This window comes from Mesorhizobium sp. L48C026A00 (genome assembly GCF_000502375.1).
Lineage (GTDB): Bacteria > Pseudomonadota > Alphaproteobacteria > Rhizobiales > Rhizobiaceae > Mesorhizobium > Mesorhizobium muleiense.
In genome coordinates this window covers 78,148-103,136 of sequence record NZ_AYWU01000012.1, presented here as the reverse complement: position 1 = coordinate 103,136, position 24,989 = coordinate 78,148, and the positions used below count along the sequence as shown (strand labels likewise).

The 24,989-nt window shown below is 63.6% G+C and carries 22 protein-coding genes; 9 read left to right on the top strand and 13 right to left on the bottom strand.

Translation table 11 applies throughout. From position 1 onward, the window contains the following. Positions 1 to 714 (bottom strand): transcriptional regulator NanR, encoded by a 714-nt coding sequence (locus tag X738_RS62385; RefSeq protein ID WP_023800204.1) that lies wholly within the window; start codon positions 712 to 714, stop codon positions 1 to 3. 140 nt (positions 715 to 854) lie between these two features. Between X738_RS62385 and oiaX the strand changes: the two genes are divergently transcribed. The 8 genes from oiaX to dhaL all read left to right on the top strand — a co-directional run bounded on the left by oiaX (position 855) and on the right by dhaL (position 10,364). Continuing rightward, positions 855 to 2,105 carry a 3-oxo-isoapionate-4-phosphate decarboxylase OiaX gene (gene oiaX, locus X738_RS62380; protein ID WP_023800203.1) on the top strand — a complete coding sequence of 417 codons (1,251 nt, stop codon included), beginning with the start codon at positions 855 to 857 and terminating at the stop codon, positions 2,103 to 2,105. Between the two features lie 4 nt (positions 2,106 to 2,109). Then, the gene (locus X738_RS62375; protein ID WP_023800202.1) at positions 2,110 to 3,444 is read left to right on the top strand and encodes a four-carbon acid sugar kinase family protein; all 1,335 of its coding nucleotides are present in this window, start codon (positions 2,110 to 2,112) and stop codon (positions 3,442 to 3,444) included. Positions 3,445 to 3,612: 168 nt separating this feature from the next. Then, entirely contained in the window at positions 3,613 to 4,497 is an 885-nt protein-coding gene (locus X738_RS0142000) for a helix-turn-helix domain-containing protein (protein WP_031255358.1), read from the top strand. 90 nt (positions 4,498 to 4,587) lie between these two features. Beyond that, the gene (locus tag X738_RS62370) at positions 4,588 to 5,247 is read left to right on the top strand and encodes a 2Fe-2S iron-sulfur cluster-binding protein (protein ID WP_031255357.1); all 660 of its coding nucleotides are present in this window, start codon (positions 4,588 to 4,590) and stop codon (positions 5,245 to 5,247) included. A gap of 3 nt (positions 5,248 to 5,250) precedes the next feature. Beyond that, entirely contained in the window at positions 5,251 to 6,237 is a 987-nt protein-coding gene (locus tag X738_RS62365; protein WP_023800199.1) for an FAD binding domain-containing protein, read from the top strand. Between the two features lie 9 nt (positions 6,238 to 6,246). After that, positions 6,247 to 8,532: a xanthine dehydrogenase family protein molybdopterin-binding subunit gene (locus X738_RS62360; protein ID WP_031255355.1), complete on the top strand. Its 2,286-nt coding sequence runs from the start codon at positions 6,247 to 6,249 to the stop codon at positions 8,530 to 8,532. A 173-nt stretch (positions 8,533 to 8,705) separates the two neighbouring features. After that, positions 8,706 to 9,713, top strand: coding sequence for a dihydroxyacetone kinase subunit DhaK (locus tag X738_RS62355; RefSeq protein WP_023800196.1), 1,008 nt, complete (start codon positions 8,706 to 8,708; stop codon positions 9,711 to 9,713). A 12-nt stretch (positions 9,714 to 9,725) separates the two neighbouring features. Beyond that, the gene (dhaL, locus tag X738_RS62350) at positions 9,726 to 10,364 is read left to right on the top strand and encodes a dihydroxyacetone kinase subunit DhaL (RefSeq protein WP_023800195.1); all 639 of its coding nucleotides are present in this window, start codon (positions 9,726 to 9,728) and stop codon (positions 10,362 to 10,364) included. Between the two features lie 112 nt (positions 10,365 to 10,476). On the opposite strand, the gene derI is transcribed toward dhaL, so the two are convergent. From derI to X738_RS62335, 3 genes are all read right to left on the bottom strand, one after another. Then, entirely contained in the window at positions 10,477 to 10,920 is a 444-nt protein-coding gene (derI, locus tag X738_RS62345) for a D-erythrulose-4-phosphate isomerase (protein ID WP_023800194.1), read from the bottom strand. 246 nt (positions 10,921 to 11,166) lie between these two features. Continuing rightward, positions 11,167 to 11,952, bottom strand: coding sequence for a triose-phosphate isomerase (locus X738_RS62340; protein ID WP_084833758.1), 786 nt, complete (start codon positions 11,950 to 11,952; stop codon positions 11,167 to 11,169). A gap of 79 nt (positions 11,953 to 12,031) precedes the next feature. Further along, positions 12,032 to 12,799 (bottom strand): DeoR/GlpR family DNA-binding transcription regulator, encoded by a 768-nt coding sequence (locus X738_RS62335; protein ID WP_023800192.1) that lies wholly within the window; start codon positions 12,797 to 12,799, stop codon positions 12,032 to 12,034. Positions 12,800 to 13,090: 291 nt separating this feature from the next. Between X738_RS62335 and fba the strand changes: the two genes are divergently transcribed. Next, positions 13,091 to 14,155: a class II fructose-bisphosphate aldolase gene (gene fba / locus X738_RS62330; RefSeq protein WP_031255351.1), complete on the top strand. Its 1,065-nt coding sequence runs from the start codon at positions 13,091 to 13,093 to the stop codon at positions 14,153 to 14,155. Positions 14,156 to 14,198: 43 nt separating this feature from the next. Here the strand turns inward: fba and X738_RS62325 are convergent, their stop codons facing one another. The 9 genes from X738_RS62325 to X738_RS62285 form a co-directional block, all read right to left on the bottom strand. Further along, positions 14,199 to 15,140, bottom strand: a complete 942-nt coding sequence (locus tag X738_RS62325) for a sugar phosphate isomerase/epimerase family protein (RefSeq protein WP_023800190.1) — start codon at positions 15,138 to 15,140, stop codon at positions 14,199 to 14,201. After that, positions 15,140 to 16,657, bottom strand: coding sequence for a glycerol-3-phosphate dehydrogenase (locus X738_RS62320; RefSeq protein ID WP_023800189.1), 1,518 nt, complete (start codon positions 16,655 to 16,657; stop codon positions 15,140 to 15,142). Before X738_RS62320 ends, X738_RS62325 begins: the two co-directional genes overlap by 1 nt. A gap of 49 nt (positions 16,658 to 16,706) precedes the next feature. Continuing rightward, complete coding sequence (locus X738_RS62315; protein ID WP_023800188.1) at positions 16,707 to 17,747, bottom strand: 2-hydroxyacid dehydrogenase; 1,041 nt, start codon at positions 17,745 to 17,747, stop codon at positions 16,707 to 16,709. 10 nt (positions 17,748 to 17,757) lie between these two features. Continuing rightward, positions 17,758 to 19,311, bottom strand: coding sequence for an FGGY-family carbohydrate kinase (locus tag X738_RS62310; protein ID WP_023800187.1), 1,554 nt, complete (start codon positions 19,309 to 19,311; stop codon positions 17,758 to 17,760). After that, positions 19,311 to 20,435 carry an ABC transporter ATP-binding protein gene (locus X738_RS62305; protein ID WP_023800186.1) on the bottom strand — a complete coding sequence of 375 codons (1,125 nt, stop codon included), beginning with the start codon at positions 20,433 to 20,435 and terminating at the stop codon, positions 19,311 to 19,313. The genes X738_RS62310 and X738_RS62305 overlap by 1 nt, the downstream gene beginning before the upstream one ends. After that, complete coding sequence (locus X738_RS62300; protein WP_023800185.1) at positions 20,432 to 21,550, bottom strand: ABC transporter ATP-binding protein; 1,119 nt, start codon at positions 21,548 to 21,550, stop codon at positions 20,432 to 20,434. Before X738_RS62300 ends, X738_RS62305 begins: the two co-directional genes overlap by 4 nt. Before the next feature lie 5 nt (positions 21,551 to 21,555). Beyond that, entirely contained in the window at positions 21,556 to 22,413 is an 858-nt protein-coding gene (locus tag X738_RS62295; protein ID WP_023800184.1) for a carbohydrate ABC transporter permease, read from the bottom strand. Positions 22,414 to 22,422: 9 nt separating this feature from the next. Further along, complete coding sequence (locus tag X738_RS62290) at positions 22,423 to 23,346, bottom strand: carbohydrate ABC transporter permease (RefSeq protein WP_023800183.1); 924 nt, start codon at positions 23,344 to 23,346, stop codon at positions 22,423 to 22,425. A 188-nt stretch (positions 23,347 to 23,534) separates the two neighbouring features. Further along, a complete protein-coding gene (locus X738_RS62285) occupies positions 23,535 to 24,980 on the bottom strand; it encodes an ABC transporter substrate-binding protein (protein ID WP_023800182.1) in 1,446 nt (481 codons plus the stop codon). Positions 24,981 to 24,989 lie beyond the last annotated feature (9 nt).

The window sequence follows — 24,989 nt, the reverse complement described above, 5'->3', positions numbered from 1 at the left end:
TCAGCTGCCGGAATTCATCACATAGAGCGCGCGTGAACGCTCAAGGTGCTTGATCATCGCCTTCTCGGCGCCGTCCGCGTCCTTCTGCTCGATGCGGCCGATGATCTCTTCGTGCTCGGTCAGCGTGAAATTTTCCTTGCCGCTCCAGATCAGCATCTCGGTGTGATATTCCTTCAGCCAGCCAAGCATCGCTTCGCTGACCGCGACATAGATCGGGTTGCCGGATATGGCCGCGATCTGGGTATGAAACTTCATATCGGCGGATATGAAGGCTTCGGAATCGCCGCGAAAGCTCCGCTGTTCGGCAACGGTTGCCCGCAACCGCTGCACGTCCTCGGCGGCGGCCTTTTCGGCGGCTTCCCTGACCATGCCGCGCTCGAAGAAGATGCGGGCGCTCTTGAGGTGCTCCAGCGTGTCCTTCGATGACGACAGGATGATCTTGGCGGCGCCGTCGACCTGCTTGATGATCGACTTGGCGGTCAGCTGAAGCACCTTCGCCCGCTCGCCATGCGAGATCGCGACAAGGCCCATATTGCTCAACGCCTGCATCGCCTCGCGGATCGCCGGCCTGCCGACCGCGAAGCGCTCCATCAACTCCCGCTCCGACGGCATGTCGTCGCCCGGCTGCAATTCGCCGCTGGTGATCAAGCGCTTCAGTCGCAAAAACACTTCGTCGGAAAGTTTGCGCCGGACGATCGGCTCCGAACGGTTCATCGTCGCGAATCACTCCTTGACCGGTTCTGTTTAGCATCGTCATCACGAATCTCGGAATGCTCGGCCGAGCAGGATATCGCTTGCAATACTTATGTACTCATTATACCAGATTTCGAAGATCAGGGAACTTTTTTCGGACTATGATCACCCTCACCTATCGCATCGAAACCCCAGGCAGCATCGACGCGCTGGCGGCCAAGATCGCCAGCGACCAGTCGACCGGAACCTTCGTCGCGCTGGCCGGCGAGACCGAGGAGCTCAAGGCCCGGGTAGCGGCGCGCGTATTGGCGATACGGCCTCTGCCGGACGCCGATCGCCCGTCCCTTCCCGAAGCCGGCGACGGGCCCTTCAATCGGGCGGATGTCGACATCGCATTTCCGCTTGATGCCATCGGCACCGATCTTTCGGCATTGATGACCATCGCCATTGGCGGCGTCTTTTCGATCAAGGGCCTGTCCGGCATTCGCGTCGTCGACATGAAGCTGCCTGAGGAATACCGGGGCGCGCATCCGGGTCCGCAATTCGGTGTCGCCGGCAGTCGCAGGCTGACCGGCGTCAGGGATCGCCCGATCATCGGAACGATCGTCAAGCCGGCGCTTGGGCTGCGCCCGCACGAGACGGCCGAAATGGTCGGTGAGCTGATCGACGCCGGCGTCGATTTCATCAAGGACGACGAGAAGTTGATGAGCCCGGCCTATTCGCCGCTGTCGGAACGGGTGAAGGCGATCATGCCGCTCGTCCTCGACCATGAGCAGAAGACCGGCAAAAAGGTGATGTATGCCTTTGGCATCTCGCACGCCGACCCGGACGAGATGATGCGCAACCATGATCTGGTGGCGAAGGCCGGCGGCAATTGCGCGGTGGTCAACATCAATTCCGTCGGCTTCGGCGGCATGGCTTACCTGAGAAAGCGCTCCAGCCTGGTGCTCCATGCCCACCGCAACGGCTGGGATATCCTCACCCGCCACCCCGGTCTGGGCATGGACTTCAAGGTCTGGCAGCAGTTCTGGCGGCTGCTCGGCGTCGACCAGTTCCAGATCAACGGCATCGCCTCGAAATACTGGGAGCCGGACTGGTCCTTCATCAGTTCCTTCGAGGCGGTGACCACGCCGATCTTTTCGCCGGAGGATTGCGCGCTGCCGGTCGCCGGCTCCGGCCAATGGGGTGGACAAGCCCCCGAAACCTACCGGCGAACCGGCCGAACGGTCGATCTTCTCTATCTCTGCGGCGGCGGCATCGTCAGCCATCCTGACGGACCGGGCGCCGGCGTACGCGCCGTGCAGCAAGCCTGGCAGGCGGCCGTCGATGGCGTACCGTTGGCGGACTTCGCCCTGAGCCACCCGGAACTGGCGCGGTCGATCGAGAAATTCGGCGACGGCAAAGCGGCCTGACGCCATGCAAAGCCTGCTTCTGAGCTATTATGGCGATGATCTCACCGGCTCGACCGACGTCATGGAGGCGCTCGAGCTCGGCGGTGTGCCGACCGTGCTGTTCATTCGTCAGCCGGACGAGGCCATGCTTTCGCAGTTCGGTCATTGCCGTGCCATCGGCCTGGCCGGCACCAGCCGAAGCGAGACGCCGCAGTGGATGGACATGCACCTCAACCGCGCCTTCGTCTGGCTGAAGACCCTGAACGCCGAGATCTGCCACTACAAGGTCTGCTCGACCTTCGATTCCAGCCCGACGATCGGCAGCATCGGCCGGGCCATCGAGATCGGCCGCTCGGTTTTCAGCCAGGACAGCGTGCCGCTGGTGGTCGGCGCGCCGCAGCTCAAGCGCTATACTGCCTTCGGCCATCTGTTTGCTGCCTACCGCGAACAATATTTCCGTATCGACCGCCATCCCGTAATGAGCCGCCACCCGACCACGCCGATGGATGAATCCGACCTGCTGATCCATCTGTCGCGCCAGACGGACCTCACCTCGGGACTGGTCGACCTGGCGACGCTGCAGTCGGCGTCCCGGTCGAAAGCGTTCGATCGCTTGCTCGCCGATGGCACCAACATCGTGCTGTTGGATGTCGACAGCCCGGAAAGTCAGGCGCTTGCCGGCAAGGAGATATGGCGCGTTCGCCGGCCGGGCCGCACATTCGTCGTCGGCTCTTCGGGCATCGAATATGCGCTGCTGGCCGAATGGGCCGCCAACCGGACCGTCCGTGCCGAGCCCAGCTTTTCGCCGCCGGGTGCGGCCGACCGGATCGCAGTGGTATCGGGCAGCTGCTCGCCGACGACGGAACGACAGATCCGGCATGCTTTGACGGACGGTTTCGACGGCGTCGCGGTGGACCCTGTCGAACTGGTTTCCGAGGCCTCCAGCGATGCGATTGCGCGCGCGGCAGCAAGCGGGCGTGCCAGCCTCGAAGCCGGTCGCAGCGTCGTCCTCTACACCGCCCTCGGTCCCGCAGCCGATCGGGGCGCCGAAATCGATCGGCAGGAAGGCGCCCGCCACAAGCTTGGCCGCGGCCTCGGCGAACTTCTTCGCGAGCTGACGATCGAACAGAAATTGCAGCGCGTGGTCATTGCCGGCGGCGATACGTCGAGCCATGCGCTCGGCCAGATGGGCGTCGATGCGCTGACGGTCAGGATGCCGCTGCCCGCCTCGCCGGGCTCGCCGCTTTGCGTCGCCCACTCGCGCGTCAAGGCGATCGACGGACTGGAGATTGCACTCAAGGGCGGGCAAGTCGGTACCGATCGCTATTTCTGCGCCATCCGCGATGGGCTCGGCGGGTGACAGCAGGCGCGCTGGATTTGGCTGATCTCACGACTTCTTGAACACGGCGCGGTTACCAACGCCAGATGCCTGCCCCACATAAGGCGCCGTACGCGCAGCGGCGGGGCGGCGTAAACGCTCAAGCGGGGCTGGATCACGGCTCCGCGAATGAACCAGCGGGATGCCGCGATGTCATTCAGACCATTGCTTGGAGACGGACGGGTTCGCAGCCAGGGGGAGAAGTCGGAGCCCCTGCAAACCGCGTCATGGGGAAGCTCCTCGATCGTTTTCGACAACCGGCGGTGGGCGTGCCGCGAGGCGGAGCTGCGCTGGACAGCCCCTCATCATCTGATCGTGCTGACCGAAGAAGGCGGAACTTCCCATACATCTATCCGGCACGAGGCAAAATCGCTGTACGACGGAATGGACCGTCCCGGAGCCCTCACCTTCGTCCCCGCAGGCGCCGAGCGGCAGGGCTTCTATCGCGATGTAGACCTGTCCTACTCAGCCCTGTGGATCGATCCCGATATCAGGCTTCCCGGCTGCGAACGCCTGAGAGACCTGCCGATCCTGGTGAACAGGAAAGACGTGGTGATCGCCACGCTGCTGAGTTCGCTTCGCGACGAGATGGCACTCGGCCACAAGCCGGACACCGCCTATATCGAGCATCTGGTCGCCCTGGTCAGCCTCCGCGTGGCCGCCCTGAACCGGGAGCAACACCCGTCAGTGCGTCACGGCTGTCTCAGCCGTCGCGCGCTTGGTCGAGTTCAGGCTTACATCGATGCCCATATGAATGCCGACGTTTCGCTAAGCGAGTTGGCAGCCGTCGCGGGCATGGCCGTCGACAGTTTTGCACGCCGATTCAAGGCGACGACCGGGCTTGCACCCTATGCCTATGTGATCGAGGAACGCGTGCGGCGAGCCGAGATACTGCTGCGCGAAACGGGTTTGTCGATCGGCAGCATTGCCTTTCGGCTCGGCTTTTCAAGCCAGAGCCACTTCACCACGACCTTCCGGCGTCTCAGGGGCATGACGCCTCGGGCCTATCGGGTGAATTCTTCTCCGGAATCCTGATATTGCCGCCGGTTTCTTGAAAGAAAGCCGCCGCGCGCCTTCCCACCTCCAAGGTCGATGAGTGACAGAACTGCGACTGGGAGATCATGCATGGCCAAAACAGACACAAGGAGCGGGCCGACTCGTCGAACGGTTCTGGAGGGCGGGGTGGCGACCGGCGTGCTGCTGGCTACCGGTTTACCGGTATACGCGGAGCCGGCCGGCGCCGTTGCGGCGGCCGCATCGCCGACGCCGGCGCCGACGATGCCGATGTCCCTGCGGATCAACGCGAAGGATTTTGCCGTCGAACTCGACCCGCGGACGACGCTGCTCGACGCGCTGCGCAACCATCTCGGCCTCACCGGCTCGAAGAAGGGCTGCGACCACGGCCAGTGCGGCGCATGCACGGTGCTGGTCGATGGGCGCCGGATCAATTCCTGCATGACGCTTGCGGCAATGCATGAAGGCGACGAGATCACCACGGTCGAGGGCCTGGCCGAGGGCGACCGGCTGCATCCGGTGCAGGCCGCCTTCGTTGCCCGCGACGGCTTCCAGTGCGGCTACTGCACGCCGGGCCAGATCTGCTCGGCGGTCGCTATGCTGGGCGAGGCCAGGGCCGGCTGGCCGAGCCATGCGAGCGCCGACGTGGCAGCGGTTTCCGTCGCCCTCACCGATGCCGAGATCCGCGAGCGGATGAGCGGCAACATCTGCCGTTGTGCCGCTTATCCGAACATTGTCGCTGCAATCCGCGACGCGGCAGAGGGGGCGTGAGCAATGCAGTCCTTCACTTATGAACGTGCGGCAAGTGCCGAGCAGGCAGCCGCCGCGGTCGCGGAGCGGCCGGGCGCCAAGTTCATCAGCGGTGGCACCAACCTGCTCGACCTGATGAAGCTCGAGATCGAGCGCCCTGCGCATCTCGTCGACATCAGCCGGCTGCCGCTCGATCGAATCGAGGAGACGGCGGCGGGCGGGCTGCGGGTCGGCGCCCAGGTCCGCAACAGCGATCTTGCCGCCGATCCGCGGGTGAGATCGCGCTATCCGATGCTCACGCAAGCGCTGCTGGCGGGAGCATCCGGCCAGATACGCAACAAGGCCTCGACCAGCGGCAATCTCCTGCAGCGCACGCGCTGCCCCTATTTCTACGACCGCAGCATGCCTTGCAACAAGCGCGAGCAAGGTTCGGGCTGCGCGGCGCTGCAGGGCTTCAATCGCATGCACGCCGTGCTCGGCGCCAGCCAGGCCTGCATCGCGGTCCATCCCTCCGACATGGCGGTCGCCATGGCCGGGCTCGACGCCAGGATCGAGACCATATCGCCCGGCGGCGGGACCCGCACGATCCCGATTGGCGATCTCTATCGATTGCCCGAGGCGACGCCGCATGTGGAAACCGTGCTCGACCACGGCGAGATGATCGCCGCCGTCACCCTGCCGCCGCCACCGCCCGGCCGGCAGGTTTACCGCAAGGTGCGCGACCGTGCCTCCTACGCCTTCGCGCTGGTATCGGTGGCGGCAGTCGTCGAGAAAAGCGGCGATCGTATCCAAAGCGCTCGGATCGCCATGGGCGGCGTGGCCGCCAAGCCCTGGCGCGCGACGGAGGCAGAGCGCACCCTCGCTGGAGCGGCGGCGTCCGACGGCGCCTTTACCGACTCGGCCGAAGCCGCGCTCGCCGGAGCCGTCGGATATGGCGGCAATGATTTCAAGATCCCGCTGGCGAAACGGACGATGCGGCACACGCTCGCTGCTGCCGCCGAGAGTGCATGAGGTGACATGATGACAGAGACGAAGACCTCAAACCATCCTCGCGAAACACGCAGCGGCATCATCGGGCGTCCATTCGATCGCATCGATGGTCCGCTCAAGGTGAGAGGCGATGCCACCTACGCCTACGAGAATACGCTGGAGGGTACAGCCTTTGGCTATATTCTCGGCGCTGCCGTCGCCAAGGGGCGCATTGCCGAGATCGACACGGCCGAAGCCGAACGGGCGCCGGCAGTGCTGCTCGTCATGACGCACCGGAATGCGCCGGCACAGCCGGATTTCGGCCCGGCGGTCACGCCGACGGTGCCGGAGGTCTTCACGCGCGCCCGGCCCGCGCTCAACAGCGAGCGGGTGCGCTATTACGACGAGCCCGTCGCGCTGGTCGTTGCGGAGACGTTCGAGGCGGCACGTGCTGCCGCCGGCCTCATCAAAGTGCGCTACGACGAGGAGCCGGGCCTCTACGATCTGTCGGGACATGTGGCCGACGCCTACGCACCAAAGCGGACCAATGCCGGCTTTGAGACCGACAGCGTGATCGGCGACTTCGAGAGCGCCTTTGCCGCGGCTCCGGTCAAGGTCGATGCCACTTACCGGACGCCCTTCGAACATCACAATCCGATGGAGCCCCATGCGACGCTCGCCGCCTGGTCAGGCAACGAGCTGACGATCCATACATCGGCGCAAACCCTGGCGAATTTCCGGGCGGGGGTCGCCAGCACGCTTCGCATCCCGCCCGAGCGCGTGCGCATCATCAGCCCGTTCATCGGCGGCGGCTTCGGCTCCAAGCTGATTGCCCATGCCGATACGATCCTGGCCGCGCTTGCAGCGCAGGTCCTGCAGCGTCCCGTCAAGATCGCGCTGACGCGACAACAGATGTTCGCCAATGCCGGTCATCGCGCAGAGATGATCCAACAGGTGCGTCTCAGCGCGGACACTGACGGGCGGCTCACCGGGATCGCGCACGACGTCTGGTCGGCAACGTCCAGCTTCGAGGAGTACTGCGAGCAAACGGCAGTTTTTGGCCGCTCGCTCTATGCGGCGCCGAACCGTGTCACTCGGCATCGCCTGGTTCCGCTGGATATCAACCGCGGCGAATGGATGCGCTCGCCCGGCGAAGCGCCCGGCATGCTGGCCTTCGAATGCGCCATGGATGAACTCGCCGAGCGGCTCGGACTGGACCCGATCGAGCTCAGGATCCGCAATGAGCCGGTCCAGGATCCCGAGCGCGGTGTGCCGTTCTCCACCCGCAACCTCGTCGCCTGCATGGAGGAAGGCGCCCGCCGTTTCGGTTGGGAACGGAGAAACCCGACGCCGGGCCGCGCCCGAGAGGGCCGCAAGCTCATCGGCTACGGCATGGCGGCGGCGATCCGTCCGAACTACATCGGCGCGGCGACGGCGCGGGTTGCGATCGACGGCGACGGTCGGGTGACGGCGCGGCTCGACATGACCGATATCGGGACGGGCACTTATACGATCCTGACCCAGATCGCCGCGGACAGCCTCGGCGTGCCGATCTCGTCCATCAAAGTGGAGCTTGGCGACAGCCGCTTCCCGCGTACCGCCGGCTCCGGAGGGTCCTGGGGTGCGGCCAGCGCAGGGTCGGCGCTGCACAACGCCTGCAACGTCCTTAGGGAACGGATATTGCAGGCGGCGCGGTCGAGCGAAGCCTCGCCGTTGCGCGGCGCTGGCGCCACCGAAGCGAGCTTTGCCGACGGCGAGGTCAGGCTCGGCCACCGTTCGGCAAGCCTGGCCGACCTCGTCCGGCGGATCGCTCCCGACGGGTTCGAGGCCGAGGGTTCCGTAACCGCCGGCGCAGCCACCCCGTCATACAAGGCTTACTCGCAGCATTCCTATGGCGCGCATTTCGCCGAGGTCGCTGTCGATTGCGATACCGGTGAGATCCGCATGCGCCGGATGCTGGCGGTGATGGGCGCTGGCCGTATCCTCAACCCCAAGACCGCGCGCTCGCAAATCATCGGCGGCATGACCTGGGGAATCGGTGCGGCGCTGATGGAGCAGACGGTGCTCGACCGGCGCTACGGCCACTTCGTCAATCACGATCTTGCCGAGTATCACGTCCCGATCAACGGCGACGTCCCGGAGATGGAGGTCGTCTTCCTCGAGGAACATGACGACAAGGCCAATCCATTCGGCGCGAAGGGGATCGGCGAACTCGGCGTCTGCGGTGCGGGGGCAGCTGTTGCCAACGCCATCTATAACGCGACCGGCGTGCGGGTGCGTGACTTTCCCATCACCCTGGACAAGCTGCTGCCTGCCTTGCCGGTGATCGCCATTTGACGCGGCAAGTCTTGTTCGGGCATTTCAAGCTCAAGGACAAAGCGGCTGCCAATCCCTGCGTGCAGGTACTGGCCGCGCCGGAACATATTGCCGCGTGAAATCTCCCTCCCCGGGTGGAAATTCCGGTAACACGCTGTACTATCTGCGAAATTACCGAAATCGGGAGGCTGCCGGTGCAGACCAAGAAGATCATCAACGACGGCAACCGCACTGTCGACGAGATGCTGGAAGGCATTCTGGCCGCGCATCCCCGCCATCTCAAAAGCATGGAGGGCAGCCCACGCTCGATCATCGCCCGCGATGGACCTCGCCAGGGCAAGGTCGGCCTCGTCATCGGCGGCGGCTCCGGCCACGAGCCGACCTTCCTCGGTTTCGTCGGCAAGGGGCTGGCCGACGCGGCGGCGATCGGCAATGTCTTTGCCTCGCCGCCGCCGGACCCGATCCTTGAATGCGCCAAGGCGGCCAGCGGCGGCGCCGGCGTGCTGTTCATGTATGGCAACTATGCCGGCGACGTGATGAACTTCGACATGGCCGCAGAGATGGCGGCGATGGATGACATCGAAGTGCGCACCGTGCTGACCACCGACGACGTGGCATCGGCGCCGCGCGACCAGAGGCAAAAGCGCCGTGGTGTCGCCGGCAATTTCTTCATCTTCAAGGCCGCCGGTGCCGCCTGCGAGCGGATGCTGTCATTCGACGAATGCGAGCGTATTGCCAGGAAGGCCAATGATCACACCTTCACCATGGGCGTGGCGCTGTCGCCCTGTTCGCTGCCGCAGACCCGCCGGCCGAATTTTGAGATCGGACCGGATGAGATGGAGATCGGCATGGGCATCCATGGCGAGCCGGGCATCGCCCGCGGAAAATTGAAAACCGCCGACGAGATCACCGACGAGATGCTGGACAAGATCGTCGACGAGATGGCGCCGTCACGCGGCGACAAGGTAGCCGTGCTCATCAATTCGCTCGGCTCGACGCCGCTGATGGAGCTCTACATCATGAACCGGCGCGTCAAACAGCGGCTCGATGACATCGGCGTGTCAGTTCACGCGACCTGGGTCGGCAATTATTGCACCTCGCTCGAAATGGCCGGCGCCTCGGTGACGCTGATGCATCTCGACGCCGAATTGCAGACGATGCTCGACCATCCTTGCGACTGCGCCATGTTCCGCGCCGGTTGAAAGGGTGCATCCATGACATCCATCGATGCAGCCGATCTGAAAAGAATGTTCGATGCGATCGCGGTGGCGATCGAAGTCGACAAGGACAGGCTCTGTCAGCTCGACGGGGTCATCGGCGACGCCGATCATGGCATCGCCATGGCGCTCGGCTTTGGGGCGGTGCGCGATGCGCTGGCGCCGCTGGAGTTCACGGCAACCGAGCCGACTGTTCTCCTCAACACTGCGGCGAAGTCGTTCCTCAACGCCGTCGGCGCCTCGTCGGGCCCGCTCTACGCGACGGCCTTCATGCGTGGTGCGGCTGCCGTCAAGGGCAAGGCGGCCCTGGCGGGCGCCGATGTCGTCGCCCTGTTCCAGGCGATGGCGCAAGGCATCCAGGATCGCGGCAAGGCGGAGATCGGCGAGAAGACGATGGTCGACGCCTGGCTGCCGGCGGCGCAAGCCGCGGCCGCTGCCCATGCCGCCGGCAAGACCCTGTCCGAAAGCCTGGCAGCCGCCCTCGAAGCAGCCGAACGGGGCGCCGAGGCGACCAAGGATATGATCGCCGCGAAGGGCCGCTCGTCGCGGCTCGGCGAGCGGTCGCTCGGACACATCGACCCCGGCGCGGCGTCGGCGGTCACCGTTATCGGCGCGATGCGAAAAAGCCTGGCTTAAGCGCATCGCATCAATGCGACGCGCTTAAGCTCCTGTTTTATACATGTCGTTATCCCAAAACCGCTGCGCACCCTCGGTTCACGCCCGAGGGCATGCTTTTGGGCGACATGCATTAGCCCAGCTTCGCCGCGTCGAGCCTGTCGATCGCCTGGACATTGCCGGCGGATGGCCCGTTTTCGTCGAACTCCGATGCGAGCCAGGCATCGACGATCGACTTGGCCAGTTCCGGGCCGATAACGCGGGCGCCCATGGTGATGATCTGGGCATTGTTGGATTTCGCCGCGCGCTCCGCCGAATAGGTGTCATGGGTGAGTGCGGCGCGAATGCCGGGCACCTTGTTGGCCGAGATGGAAACGCCGATGCCGGTGCCGCAAAACAAGATGCCGCGATCGTTTTCGCCGTCGAGGATGCTCTGGGCGAGCTTCTGCGACAGGTCGGCATAGTAGCCGGCCTGGCTGACGTCGCTGACGGAGAGGCCGGGCTTGGTGGCCAGGTGAGCGGCAATGACGTCGAGCAGCGGCTTGCCGGCGCTGTCGGCCCCAATGGCTATTTTCATTTTTTCTGTCCTTTCCTGTTCGATTGCTCTGGAGCCTGTTCCATCCCGATGGCATCGGGATGGGGCTCTAACTTTTGTTGGGCATGATCTTTTCCGAAAACCGGATTCCACTTTTCGGGATCATGCTATCTTTTGTTTGAGCATGATCTTTTCCAAAAAACCGGATTCCACTTTTCGGGATCATGCTATCTTTTGTTTGAGCATGATCTTTTCCGAAAACCGGATTCCACTTTTCGGGATCATGCTCTAGATCGCCGCCGAGGCGCGTTCGAGGATGTCGACATAGCCTTCCGCCTGCCAGGCGGAGCGGCCGATGAACAGCCCGTCGATATGAGGCTGGCCGATCAGCTCGGCGGCATTTTGCGGATTGACGCTGCCGCCATAAAGCACCGGCGGCATGGCCGGCAGAAGATCGCCGGCGATCTTCTTGATCAGCGCCTGCTGCCTGTCGGCGTAGTCGGCACTTGCCGGAATGCCCTTGTCGCCGATCGCCCAGACCGGTTCGTAAGCAAACAGGATCGTCGCCGCCTTGGCCTGGCCTTCGAGGTATTGCAGCGCGCCGTGCACCTGCAAGGCCAGCACCGCATCGGCCTGGCCGCTGTTGCGTTGCGCCAATGTCTCGCCGACGCAAATGAGCGGCACCAACCCGTGCTTCACCGCCGCTGCGGTCTTGAGACCAACCGTATTGTCGGTCTCGCCGAAATGCTCGCGCCGTTCGCTATGGCCGAGCTCAACGAGATCGAGCCCGCAGTCCGTCAGCATCACCGGCGAGATCTCGCCGGTCCAGGCGCCGGCGTCGGCCCAGTGCATGTTCTGGGCACCGACCTTGATCCGCGTCGATGCCAGCGCTTTCTTGACCTCGCGGACCGCCGTGAAGGGCGGGATGACGAAGGGCTGGATACGGTCGTTGAAACCGGGGACGAACCCCGCCAGCGCCCTGGCAAAGTCAGTCGCTTCTGCAAGCGTCTTGTTCATTTTCCAGCTTGTGCCGACCCAGTAAGCCACGCGTCCTCCTTCTAGAGCCTGTTCCATCCCGCGAGGCGGGATGGGGCTCTATCTTCTTCTTTGACCATGATCCCGAAAACCGGTTCCCACTTTTCGGGATCATGGTCTAGTCCTTCTCGACCAGTGTCAGCGAAACGCCGGCGCCATCCAGCGCCTCGCGCATCTGCGGTCCCAGTTCTCGACCGGTGAAGACGGCGTCGAACGCCTTGAGATCGGTCAGGAAATGCAGGGCGGTGCGGCCGAACTTGCCGTGATCGACCAGCAGATATTTGCGGGCGGCCGCGGCCATCATCAACCGCTTGGTATGGACCACTTCCTGGTCCTGGTGGAAGGCGGAAACGCCGTGGATGGCGGACGACGACAGGAAGGCGACATCGGCGCGCAACGATCTCAGCGTGTCCTCGGCAAGCAGGCCGAAGAAACCGTGGAATTTCTTGCTGTACTGGCCGCCGAGCGCGATCAGGGTGATACCGGCAACGCCGGCCAGATCCTGTATCACGGCCAGATTGTTGGAGATCACGGTCAGCGGGCGCAGATCCGCAAGGTGGCGCGCAATGCCGCCCGCCGTCGAGCCGTCGTCGATGATCACCGTCTGGCCCGGTTCGATGACAGCCACGGCGGCAACCGCCAGGCGCTGCTTCTCCTCGGCGGCCTGCTTCTGACGGTAGCGGAAATCACTTTCGAACAGGCCGCTCGGCTGAATCGAGGCGCCGCCGCGTATCTTGCGCAGGAAGCCGCTTTCCTCGAGCTCGTCGAGGTCGCGATGGACGGTCATCTTCGACACGCCGAAGCGCGAGGCAAGGTCATCGACACTGGCCGTGCCGGTGTCCATCAGAAAATCCATGATGCCTTGCCGCCGGCCGTCGCTCTTCATCGTCCAGCCTGTTTCCTTTAATTCGCGTCGCCGCGTCCGCCGTGGCAGAAACGGCTGATAGAAGCTATTATAACAGATAAAATCGCATGCATGCCAAATTTTTTGTGATGGTGTTACATTTCCTTGGGATATTCCTTGCTCCTGATCGCTGCCTTGTAACAAGAATTGCTCTCGCCGGCATGGCCAGAGGTTGCGGTTCTCCGGAAATCCGGCCAGAAGCATCAATGGGCTGAACGACGAACGGACAGCTCGCAAACCATAGGCTTGAAACCAAATACGGGAGACCATTGGGTGGCTCGCATCACATTGAGACAATTGCTCGACCATGCCGCCGAACACGGCTATGGCGTGCCTGCCTTCAACATGAACAATATGGAACAGGGCCTTGCCATCATGGAGGCGGCCGAGGAGACCAAATCGCCTGTCATCCTGCAGGCGAGCCGCGGCGCCCGCGCCTATGCGAACGACGTCGTGCTGGCCAAGCTGATCGACGCGCTGGTCGAGATCCATCCCGATATCCCGGTTTGCATGCATCTCGACCATGGCAACAACGAAGCCACCTGCGTGACCGCGATCCAGCACGGCTTCACCTCGGTGATGATGGACGGATCGCTGAAGGAGGACGGCAAGACGCCGGCCGATTACGACCATAATTCCGGCATCACGCGGCGCGTCGTCGACATGGCGCATTGGGGCGGCGTGTCGGTGGAAGGCGAGATCGGCGTTCTCGGATCCCTGGAGATGGGCGGCGGCGAACAGGAAGACGGCCACGGCGTCGAGGGCGCCGTCAGCCATGACCAGTTGCTGACCGATCCGGAGCAGGCGGTGCAGTTCGTCAAGGACACGCATGTCGATGCGCTGGCCGTTGCCATGGGCACCAGCCACGGCGCCTACAAGTTCTCGCGCAAGCCGGACGGCGCGGTGCTCGCCATGAACGTGATCGAGGAGATCCACCGCCGCCTGCCGAACATGCACCTGGTCATGCACGGCTCGTCCTCGGTGCCGGAAGAGCTGCAGGAGATCATCAACAAATATGGCGGCCAGATGAAGCCGACATGGGGCGTGCCGGTCGATGAGATCCAGCGCGGCATCAAGCATGGCGTGCGCAAGATCAACATCGACACCGACAACCGCATGGCGCTGACCGGCGCGATCCGCAAGGTGCTGACCGAGAACCCGAGCGAGTTCGATCCGCGCAAATATCTGACGCCGGCAATGGCCGCGATGAGGAAGCTGTGCAAGGAGCGGTTCGAGCAGTTCGGCACCGCCGGCAACGCCCCCAAGATCAAGCCGCTGCCGGTCTCGGAAATGGCCAAGCGCTACAAGTCGGGCAGTCTCGACCCGAAATTCGGCTGACGTACTCTGGTTCTGAACAGGAGCCGCATCGGCTCCTGTTCACCTATCCTGCTCGCGGCAGGAGTGCCGTCCTGCCGGTCTCGATGAACGGCGCCCAGTAGTCGACCGACTCGCGGATCATGGCGACGACCTGGTGGTCGACCGGCTCGCGTTCGCGGAACGACAGTTCGAGGCAGATCTCGTTGTCGACGCCGCCGCCGCGCCGAACCGTCTCCAAAAGCTTTTCCGGCGTGATGCGGCCGTCCTTGTTGTAGGCGGCGATGAACGGCCAATGGCCGCCCTTGTTCATCGACGACTGCTTGACGTGGATGATCGGCGATACCGTGGGAAAAGCTTCGACCCAGGCATAGGGGTCGATGTCGGCCGGGTCGCTCGAGGTGACGTCGCCATGGTCGATATCGACCATCATCTTCAACGGGATGGCCATGCCGGCTGCTTCGATCTCGTTGTGCAGGGCTCGGCAGCTGTCGATCGTGTGGCCGAATTCGCGGCCGACAGACATCGGCTCCCAGAACAGATAGGTCAAACCGGCCGCCCTGGCGTGCTCGGCGACCTCGCGCCAGCATTCCAGCGCGATCTCGAAAAGCCGCGCGCGACGCTCCGGATCGTCAAAATCCCTATGCGTGAAGATCGCGAACTGCGTGCCCATGCCGCTGGCGCCGAGCTCGGCCGAAATGTCGGCAAAGGTCTTGAACCAATCGACGTAGTAGCGGCGCACGTCGGCGTCGGGATGGCCAAAATGGTTGAGCCGCCCATAAGGGCCAGTCATGCCCGACGTCACGCGCACGCCGGTCCGGTCGAGCGCCGTGCGGAACAGGCGAACGAATTTCGAGATCGTCGCCGCCGGCCAGCCGGGATTGACGAATTCATGCGTGAGCTGCACGTCCCGGATGCCGATGTCGTAGGCGATCGCGTCGATCAGATCGTCCGGTTCGGCAAAACGGTTGACCAGCGGATTGGTGTTGAGGGAAAGCGTAAAAGTCATCAGCCTGCCCTCACCAGTCGGCCAACGCACCAGTCCTCGAAGGCGGCTCTTTCCGCGGCGGACAGATGCAGGCCGTGCTTGGTGCGCCGTTCGAGAATATCAGCAGCGGTCAGCGCCCATTCATGCTCGAACAAATAACTCGCCTCGCGTTCGAAAAAATCCTTGCCGAAGCACCGCCCCAGTTCGGTGAGCGACCTGGACGCACCGACCAGAACGCGCGTCCTGGTGCCGTAGAGCCGGCCATAGTGCTTGACCAGCGATGCCGGCATCCAGGGATATTCGCGGCCGAGATCGCCGAGAAACTGCTCGAAATCGGCGTTGGCGATATCGCCGCCCGGCAGGTAGCCTTTCGACGTCCATGGCTTGCCCATTTTCGGAAAGAACGGGGCGATCCGGTCCAGCGCATGCTCGGCCAGCTTGCGGAAGGTGGTGATCTTGCCGCCGAAGACGGAGAGCAGCGGCGCCTGCCCGACTGAGGCGTCGAGTTCGAAAATATAGTCGCGCGTCACCGCGCTCGGATTGTCGGCGTTGTCGTCATAGAGCGGCCTGACGCCCGAGAATGAGTAGATGACATCATCGCGGGCAAGTTCGCGCTTGAAGTAGCGGTTGACCACCTTGATCAGGTAGTCGACCTCGCTGGCATCCGCCGCTACGTCTTCCGGCCGCCCCTCATAGGGAATATCGGTGGTGCCGATCAGGGCCAGATCGTTCTGGTAGGGATTGATGAAGATCACGCGCTTGTCGCTGTTCTGCACCAGATAGGCCTGCCGCCCTTCCCAGAATTTCGGCACGACGATGTGGCTGCCCTTGACCAGCCGGACATTCCGCTTGGAGTTCTGGCCGGCCACGCGGTTGATAATGTCGTTGACCCAGGGACCGGCGGCGTTGATCAGCGCACGCGCCCGAACCGTGGTCCTGACGCCGGTTCGGCTGTCGCGCATCTCGACCGACCACAGGCCGTTTTCACGGCGGGCGGCGGTGCAGACGGTCCGGGTGAATATCCTGGCTCCCCGTTCCGCAGCGTCGAGCGCATTGATGACGACGAGACGGGCGTCGTCGACCCAGCAATCGGAATATTCGAAACCGCGCTTGAACGCATCCTTGATCGGTGCGCCTTCGGGCGCGGTGCGCAGGTTAAGCGTGCGGGTGCCCGGCAGCCGCTTGCGGCCGCCAAGATGATCGTAGAGGAACAGACCGAGCCGGACCAGCCAGGCCGGCCGGTCGTCCGGGCTGTGCGGCAGCACGAAGCGCATCGGCCAGATGATATGCGGCGCCGATTCAAGCAGCACTTCGCGTTCGATCAGCGCCTCGCGCACCAGCCGGAATTCGTAGTATTCGAGATAGCGCAGGCCGCCATGGACGAGCTTTCCCGATCGCGAACTGGTGCCTTCGGCGAGATCGTCTTTTTCGCACAGGATGACGGAAAGCCCGCGGCCGACTGCGTCGCGCGCGATGCCGGCGCCATTGACGCCACCGCCGATGACGAACAGATCGACGATTTCAGTGGCGCCGCTCATCTCGCCGGATCCTCTATGCCTGGATTGCGTTTCATGGCTGCCGCGACCTTCAGCACGGGTTGACCGGCGGGAGCCCGACGATGAAGCGGCGCACCTCTTCGGCCGCTTGCTCGGCCGCATAGGTCACCGTGCGCACGGAAGCGCCGGCGATATGCGGCGTCAAGGTGACATTCGGAAGCTGCAGCAGCGGCCAGTCGGCAGGCACCGGCTCGACCGCGAACGTCTCCAGCATGGCGCTGCCGATATGGCCTGAGACCAGCGCATCGTAAAGCGCGTCGTAATCGACCAGCGGCCCGCGCGCGGTGTTGACGAAGATCACCCCCGGCTTCATCCGAGAGATGATGTCCTTGTTGATGAGGCCGCGGGTTTCCTCGGTCACCCGGGAATGAAGCGTGACCACATCGGAGCGGGACAGGAGATCGTCCAGCGCGACCAGTTCGACGCCGTCATTGCGGTCTTCGGCGCTCAGTTGCACATAGGGATCGGTGACCAGGATGCGGCAGCCGAAGGCGCGCAGCAGGCGGACAACCTTGGTGCCGATATTGCCGTAGCCGATGACGCCGACGCTCATTTCGTTGAGCTCGCGGCCGGTACGGTCGGCCCGGTAGAGATCGCCGCGCCATTCCCCTTTGCGCAAGGCCTCGTGCCCGACCCGGATCAGCCGCGTCTCGGCAAGGATCGCACCGATGGTGAATTCGGCCACAGCACTTGCATTGCGGCCGGGCACATTGACGACGGTGATGCCGTGGGCCCTGGCGGCAACCATGTCGATGTTGATCGGGCCGCCGCGCGAGACCGCAACCAGCTTCAGCGCAGGCAGACGCTGCATCATGGTCTCGGACAGCGGCGCAAGCTGGGTGACGAATATCTCGGCGTCGCCAATGAAATCGACCACCTCGTCCGGATCGCCAAAATACTCCTTCACCTTGTCAAGGCCGAGCGCCGCATTGCCGAATTCCATCGGCTCGTCGGGCCAGGCCGCCTCAAGGGTGCGGATGTCGAGATTGTCGCCGCAGGCCTTCTCGATTTTCTCGCGAAAGACCTCGGGAAGCATGAAGCGGTCGCCAATGATTGCAATCTTCTTATGCATGCTCGACTTCTCAGTTTGCCCTGGACGCGGCCATCGACCGCCAGACCGGCCGCAGCGCCTCATGCGCCAATGTGTAGGACGGAACCGCCCGCTCATAGATCGCGGCAAGTTTTCGGTCGCTCGGTTCCGTCGCGCCCAGCAGCGGCGTGACCCATTCGCCGACGCATTCGTCCATCGAACTGTATTGGCCGACGCAGACCGCAGCGATCATCGCGGCGCCCGCCGCACCGGCTTCCTCGCGTTGGCTGGTGCGAATGTCGGCGCCGACGACAGCGCCGAGGATCTTGCGCAGAGCCGGGCTTCTGGCGGCGCCGCCGGTCAGCCGGATTTCGCTCGGCAGCGGCCCCATGGCGGCGTAGCAATCGCGCGACGCGAAGGCCAGCCCCTCAAAAACAGCGCGAACCATATCGGCATAACCGTGCCGCGACGAAATGCCGACGAAACCGGCCCTGGCATTGGCATCGACGAACGGCCCGCGCTCGCCGGCCTCCGACACATAGGGCTGATAGAGCAGCGAGGCCGGCTCCGATGACGATATCCATTCGTCGACCAGCGCGATCATCTCGCCATTGCTGCGGGTGATGCCTTGCGAGGCGAGTATGCCGGAGGCGAGGCTAAGGATCCAATCGATGTTGAGCGTCGCTGCCATGTTCGACTGCATCTGCGCAAAGACGCCGGGCACCGGCATCGTCATCGTGTAGCCGGTCCTGGCCTCGTTGAGCAGCACCTCGTCCGGCGTCTGAGCAAGCCGCATATGCATGCCGGTGGAGCCGATGATCGAGCAGCCAGGCTTGCGCTCGCGGTCGAGCAGGCCGGCGCCGAGCGCGGTGCAGGCCACGTCGACATAGGCCAGTACCACCGGCGTACCGGAAAGCAGCCCGGTCGCTTTGGCAGCCGCCGCCGACAGGCCGGCGTTATGCCTGGTGCCGTCGACGATCGGCGGCAGCAGATGCCTGAGGTCGGCGACGCCGAGCACCTCAAGCACCTCGTCGCAATAGCCGCGGGTGCGAAAGTCGCCAAAGGTGAAGGTGCCCTCGGAAGGATCGGTGGCGCGTTCGCCGGTCAGGTTGAAATAGAGCCAGTCCTTGCAATGGAACGCTGTCGCGGCGCCGGCAAGCCTGTCAGGCGCGTTGCGCTTCATGAAGGCAAGCTGCGGCCCCTGCTGGCAGGCCGCGAGCCCGCTGCCGGTCTTTTCGAAACGAAGCCGGTCATCGGGGCGCGCGCGGATCTCCTCGACGATGGCGGCAGCGCGCGCGTCTAGCCACAGCCAGCCCTTGGCGACCGGCTCACCGTCCTTGTCGATCAGCCAGGTGCCGTCGCCCTGCCCGGTCACCGCGATCGCAATGATGCGGCTGGCGAGGTCCGGCACCTTGTCGGCAAGCTGTCGCAATGTGGTCGCCGTATCAGTCCAGGTGCGTGCCAGATCCTGCTCGGCGCCGCCGCCCGGCAAGGTCTCGTACCGGTTCGGTACCGCCGCGGCCGCGAGCTGCCGGCCCGCCGTGTCGAAGGCGACGGATTTGATGACAGACGTGCCGGCGTCGATGCCGATCAGCACATCCCGCATCAGGCAAGCTCCATGCCGTGCGAAATGGCCATGCCGCTGGACTGATCGAAGACGTGCAGATTTTTCGGATCGATGCTGATGTTGATCGGCGCGCCAAGCTCCAGCCGGGTCCGGTCATGTTCGACCAGGACCAGCGAGCCGCCGGCGAAATCCGCCGCGATATGGGTCTGGTCGCCGAGCCATTGGTTGGCCGAAACCGTCGCCGGCACGCCGTCCTTCGAGCGGCGAACCGCATAGGGCCTGACACCGATGACGACCCGCTGCCGTTTGAGCAATTCGTCGCGAACCGAGCCGCTGAACGCGTCCTTGTCATAGTCGAGTGAAAGCCCGTCGGGCAGCCGCAGATTGATCTTGTCGGCGGCCGTGCCGACATAGGCCTCGAAGACATTCATCGGCGGCTCGCCGACGAACGTGCCGGTGAACAGGTTGGCCGGCCGCTGCTTGAGCATATTGGGCGTATCGAACTGCTGCAGCACGCCGCCTTCCATCACCGCGATCCGGTCGGCCAATGCATTGGCCTCGGTCTGGTCGTGAGTGACCAGGATCGCGGTCAAGCCGCGCTCCTTGATGAAGTGCTTGATGCGGCCGCGCAGCACCGCGCGAAGCTGCGGCTCGAGCTGGCCCATCGGTTCGTCCAGCAGATGCAGGTCGGCCTCGCGGATCAGTGCCCGGCCGAGGCTGGCGCGCTGCTGCTGGCCGCCGGAGATGGAACTCGGATAGCGCTCAAGAATGTCCTCGATCTCGAGCAGCTTGGCGATGCTGGCAACTTTCGCGTCGACCTGACTTTTCGGCAGCCTGGCCGCCTTCAGCGCAAACGCCATGTTCTCGCGCACGGTCAGCGGCGGATACAGCGAATAGCCCTCGAATGCCATCGCCACATTGCGCTTGACCGGCGGCAGCGTGTGCACCTTGCGGCCGGCAACCGAAATGCTGCCGCGCGAGACCTCTTCGAAGCCGGCGATCATGCGCAATGTCGAAGTCTTGCCGCAGCCGGACGAGCCGAGCAGTGCGACGATCTCGCCCTTGTCGATTTCCATCGTCAGATTCTGAACGGCGTGCACACCTCGGTCGATCGGGCCGTAGAATTTGTCGACGCCCGAAATGGTGAGTGCGCTCTGGCTCATGCCGCTTCTCCGCTGCGCAAATTGACGACATTTTTCGAGCCGATACGGTCGCCACTGGCACGATCGAACAGCAGGGCGCTTTTGCCGTCGACGGCGATATGGGCCCTGCCCTCGGTTTGACCCGCTGTTCCGGCCGGCCGGGAGACCAGGATTTCGCGACCGCGCACGGTGCGCACCAGCGTGACGATCTTTTCGTTGAGCGGCGTCTCCGCCTCGACGGTCACCGGAATGGCCGCGGGTGTTCCTTCGTCGACGAAGCGCAGCGCTTCGGGCCGCAAGCCGATCACGCAATCGCGGCCGACCATGGCGTCATAGGCGCCGGTCAGATGGACCTGGACATTCGACAGACCGACATAGATGCCTTTGGCATCGCGCGACGGCTTGACGTCGAGCAGGTTGATTGTCGGATCGCCGAACAGCCGCGCGATCTCGATGTTGGCCGGCTCGCGATAGATCTGTTCGGGCGTGCCGAGCTGCTTGATGACACCTTGCGACATCACCGCGATGCGATCGCCGAGCGCCATGGCCTCCTTGTAGTCCTGGGTGACGTAGACGACGGTCGCACCGCGATCTGCCAGCAGCCTTGGCAGTTCGAGCCGCATTTCGAAGCGCAGTTTGGCATCGACGTTGCGCAGCGGGTCGTCGAGCAGCAGCACCGGCGGCGAGCCGACCAGAGCGCGGGCGAGCGCGGTGCGCTGCTTCTGGCCGTTGGACAGCGCCCGTGGCTTGTGGCTGAGCACGTGGCCGATCTTCAGCAGCTTGGCGACGCTCTCGACACCAGCCTTCATCGCGCTTTGCGACGATCGCTTGGCCTGAAGCGGCGTGGCGATGTTGTCGAAGGCGGTCATGTGCGGAAACAGCGCGAAATTCTGGAATGCCATGCCGACGCCGCGGAACTCGGCGTCAAGATCGGTCATGTCCTCGCCGCCGATGAAGATTTTTCCCTCATCAGGGTCGATGACGCCGGCGACGAGCCGCAGCAGCACCGTCTTGCCGGCGCCGGACGGTCCGAACAGGACTAGGGTTTCGCCGTCGGCGACGCTCAACGACAGATTATCGAGCACAGTTTGGCTCTTGTAGCGCTTGACGACATTTCGCAGTTCGAGGCTGGCCATGAGAACTATCCCTTTACCGCGCCGAGCGACAGGCCTTCGACGAGATAGCGCTGCGCGTAAAGGGCGAGCGCCAGCGTCGGCGTGATCGACAGCACGATCGCCGCCGAGATCTGGCCGTACTGGATGCCGGAGGAGGTGATGAAGGCGAGCGCGCCGACCGTCACCGGCTGTTTGTCGGCCGAGGCGAGCACGAGCGCGAAGATGAAATTGTTCCAGGCGAAGATGAAGGCGAGCAGGCCGGCAGCCGCAATGCCGGGGCCGGCGAGCGGCAGCGCGATCTTGCGGAAGGTGGCGAACCAGGAATGGCCGGCGATGCGATAGGCATATTCGATATCGGCCGGGATGTCCTCGAAATAGCCGCGCACGATCCACAGGATCAGCGGCAGGCAGATCAGCTGGTACACCCAGATCAGCCCGATATAGGTGTTGGCCAGTCCAAGCTTCTGGAAATAGAGGGTGAGCGGCAGCAGCACCAGCAGCGCCGGCGCGAACCGGAACGACAGCAGCGTGAAGGCGATGTCCTCCGAGCCGCGGAATTTGTGCCGGGCAAAGGCATAGGCGGCGGGAACGCCGAGCAGCAGCGCGACGGCGACCGAGGTGACCGACAGGAACACCGAATTCCACAGGTTGCGCATGAAGGCGATGTCGAGCGTGCCGGCCGCCGTGGTCAGCTTCCCGGTGATCAACGCGGTGTAGTTGGCCAGCGTCGGCTTGAAGACAAGCTGCGGCGGAATCCGCAGGATGGTCTCGTTGGTCTGGAACGACATCATGAGGATCCAGACGATCGGGAACATGAAGAAGATCACGACCAGCGTCAGCGCTATGCCACGCAGGATGCGTTCGAGAAGCGAGGTGTGTTCCATCCCGGCCTCCTATGCCTGGCCGCGGGCGCGTTCGCGCAGCCGCAGCCAGTTTTTGATGAAAATATTCGAGAGGAAATAGGTGATCGCCCACAGGATGATCATCAGCGCCGCCGAGCGACCGACATTGGTCGACTGGAAGAAGTTGAGGTAGGCCTCAACCTGGAAAACGGTCAGCGTGTCGCCCGGACCGCCCTGGGTCATGGCATAGATGATGTCGAACTGCTGGATGGAATCCAGCAGGCGAAACAGCGTCGCCGTCAGGATGTAGGGCGTCAGCATCGGCAAGGTGATGCGGAAGAACACGAAACTCCGCGGCACGCCGTCAAGTGCCGCCGCCTCGAAGGGCTGCGTCGGCAGGCTGCGCAGGCCGGCAAGCAGCAGGATCATGATGAAGGGCGTGTAGACCCAGATATCGACAAGCACCACCGTGAAAAGCGCGGTCGACGGCGACGAGGCCCAGCGGAAATCCTGCAATCCGATCAGGCTGGCGAGATAGCTCAGCACGCCAAAGCTGGGATTGGTCATCAGCTTCCACATCAGCGCGGCAAGCGCCGGCGCCGTCATCAGCGGCATCAACAGCATGATCGAGATGAAATTGTTCAGCGTCGAGCGCTTCTGCAGCAGCATGGCGATGCCGAGACCGAGAAGCAGTTCGAGCAGCACTGTGATACCGGCATAGAGCAGCGATATCTCCAGCGTGTTCCAGAACCTCGGGTCGGTGAAAAACGAGATGTAGTTGTCGCCCCAGTTGAACTGCCGCGCCCAGGGCTGGCTCAGCCGGTAGCGCTGGAACGAATAGACGACCGATGTGAAGAACGGGATCAGGATGCCGATGCAGACGAGCAGGGCTGGCAGGCTGAGCACATAGGGCAGCACTTTCTTGCTGATCCTGAAGCCGGAAGGCCTGTTTTTTTGCATTGTCGCCGCAGTCATCGTGGCTCACCCGTCATCTTTGTTGCTTCGCCCTGCCGGCCGCCCAGGGAGCTAGGCGGCCGGTTGGGCGAGTGGCGGCACCGCCGTTGTTTAAGCATCGGATTTTCCCAAAACCGGTATCGACTCCGATGCTCTGAGCGGGCTTGAGGGTAGGAGAGGNCAGCAGCGGGCCAGTCGGCCGCCAGGACTCAGCCGAGCCCGGCTTCCTTGAGCTGGCCGTCGACGCTGGTGGCCAGCATGTCGAGGCCTTCGTCGATGGGCACTTCCTTGGCCACCATCTTCTGCAGCGTCGCCGCCCATTCGGTGGTGAGATCGAAGAACAGCGGCTGCGGGGTGAACTTGATGCTGGCGCCCGGCGCCGAGACGTCGAACATCTCGACATAGCCCGGATAGCTCTTGTTCAGCTTCTCGCGGAACATCTGGTCGTTCCAGACCGACTGACGCACCGGATTGACGAAGTCCATCTCGGTCGCACCGAACAGTGCATGCTCGGGCCCTGATGCCCATTGCATGAAGTACCAGGTGGCGTCCTTGTCCTTGGAAAAGTTGGACATCGACAGTGACCAGATCCAGATGTTGGGCGTCGGCGCCTTGGCGGCGGGATTGGCCTTGAAGGCCGAGAAGGCGAGTTTGCCGGCCATCTTGTTGTCGCCGCCGTTCATGAAATAGCCGAGGATGTCGGCGTCGAAGATCATCGCCGAGGCGCCGGCGCCAAGGTCGGTGCCGACCTGATACCAGGTGTAGGTCGACCAGTCCTTTGGGCCGCTCTCCTGGATCATCTGGACCCATTGCTTGTGGAAGGCCTTGGATTCGGCGGTGTTCATCGCGGCCGACAATTTGCCGTCAGCCGAGACGTTCAGGTCCTTCTGGTCAAAGTTGGCATAAGCCGACAGGAAGCCGGGATGGATCGTCGCCCAGGAGCGTGAACCGCGCACGCCGATGCCGTAGACGCCACTACCAACATCCTTGGTCAGCTTGGCCGCCGTAGCGACCATCTCGTCCATATTGCCGGGAACGCTGACCCCGACCTTGTCGAACATGCCCTTGTTGTAGGTGATGTTGTTCTGTTCGAAGCCCCACGGAATGCACCACTGCTTGGCATCGTCGGAACCGAGCACGCCGCCGGGCTGGCCGTTCCAGGCGCAGGACTTCCTGACGCCGGGCAGGAAGTCATCCCAGGCATAGTTCACATTGGTTTTGGTCGGATCCTTGATCCACTCGTTGAGGTCGGTGATCCAGCCGGCCGGGCCGTAGGTCCAGGTCATGTAGGCGCCGGTCATGAAGGCATCGTATTCAGGCGAGCTGGCCGACAGCGCAGCGGTGACCTTGTCGAAATAGACGTCTTCCGGAAACACGTCATAGATGACTTCCATGCCGGTCAACTTCTTGAAGTTTTCGAGGTTGGCAATCATCGCATCGGCATAAGGGTGCTTGTTGAGCAAGAGCTTGATGGTCTTGCCTTTGTGCGCCTGCCAGTCGAAATCCGCCGCCAGCGCACGGGTCTGCCCCAGATTGAGCAGCGTTCCGGCCGTGCCGGCGGCAAGGCCCATCGCGCCAAGGCCCTTGATCAGCCCACGACGATCGACTTGTCCGCGCAGGAACGCGTCGATCAGGTCTTTTTCTTTCTCATGCATTTGTCTTCT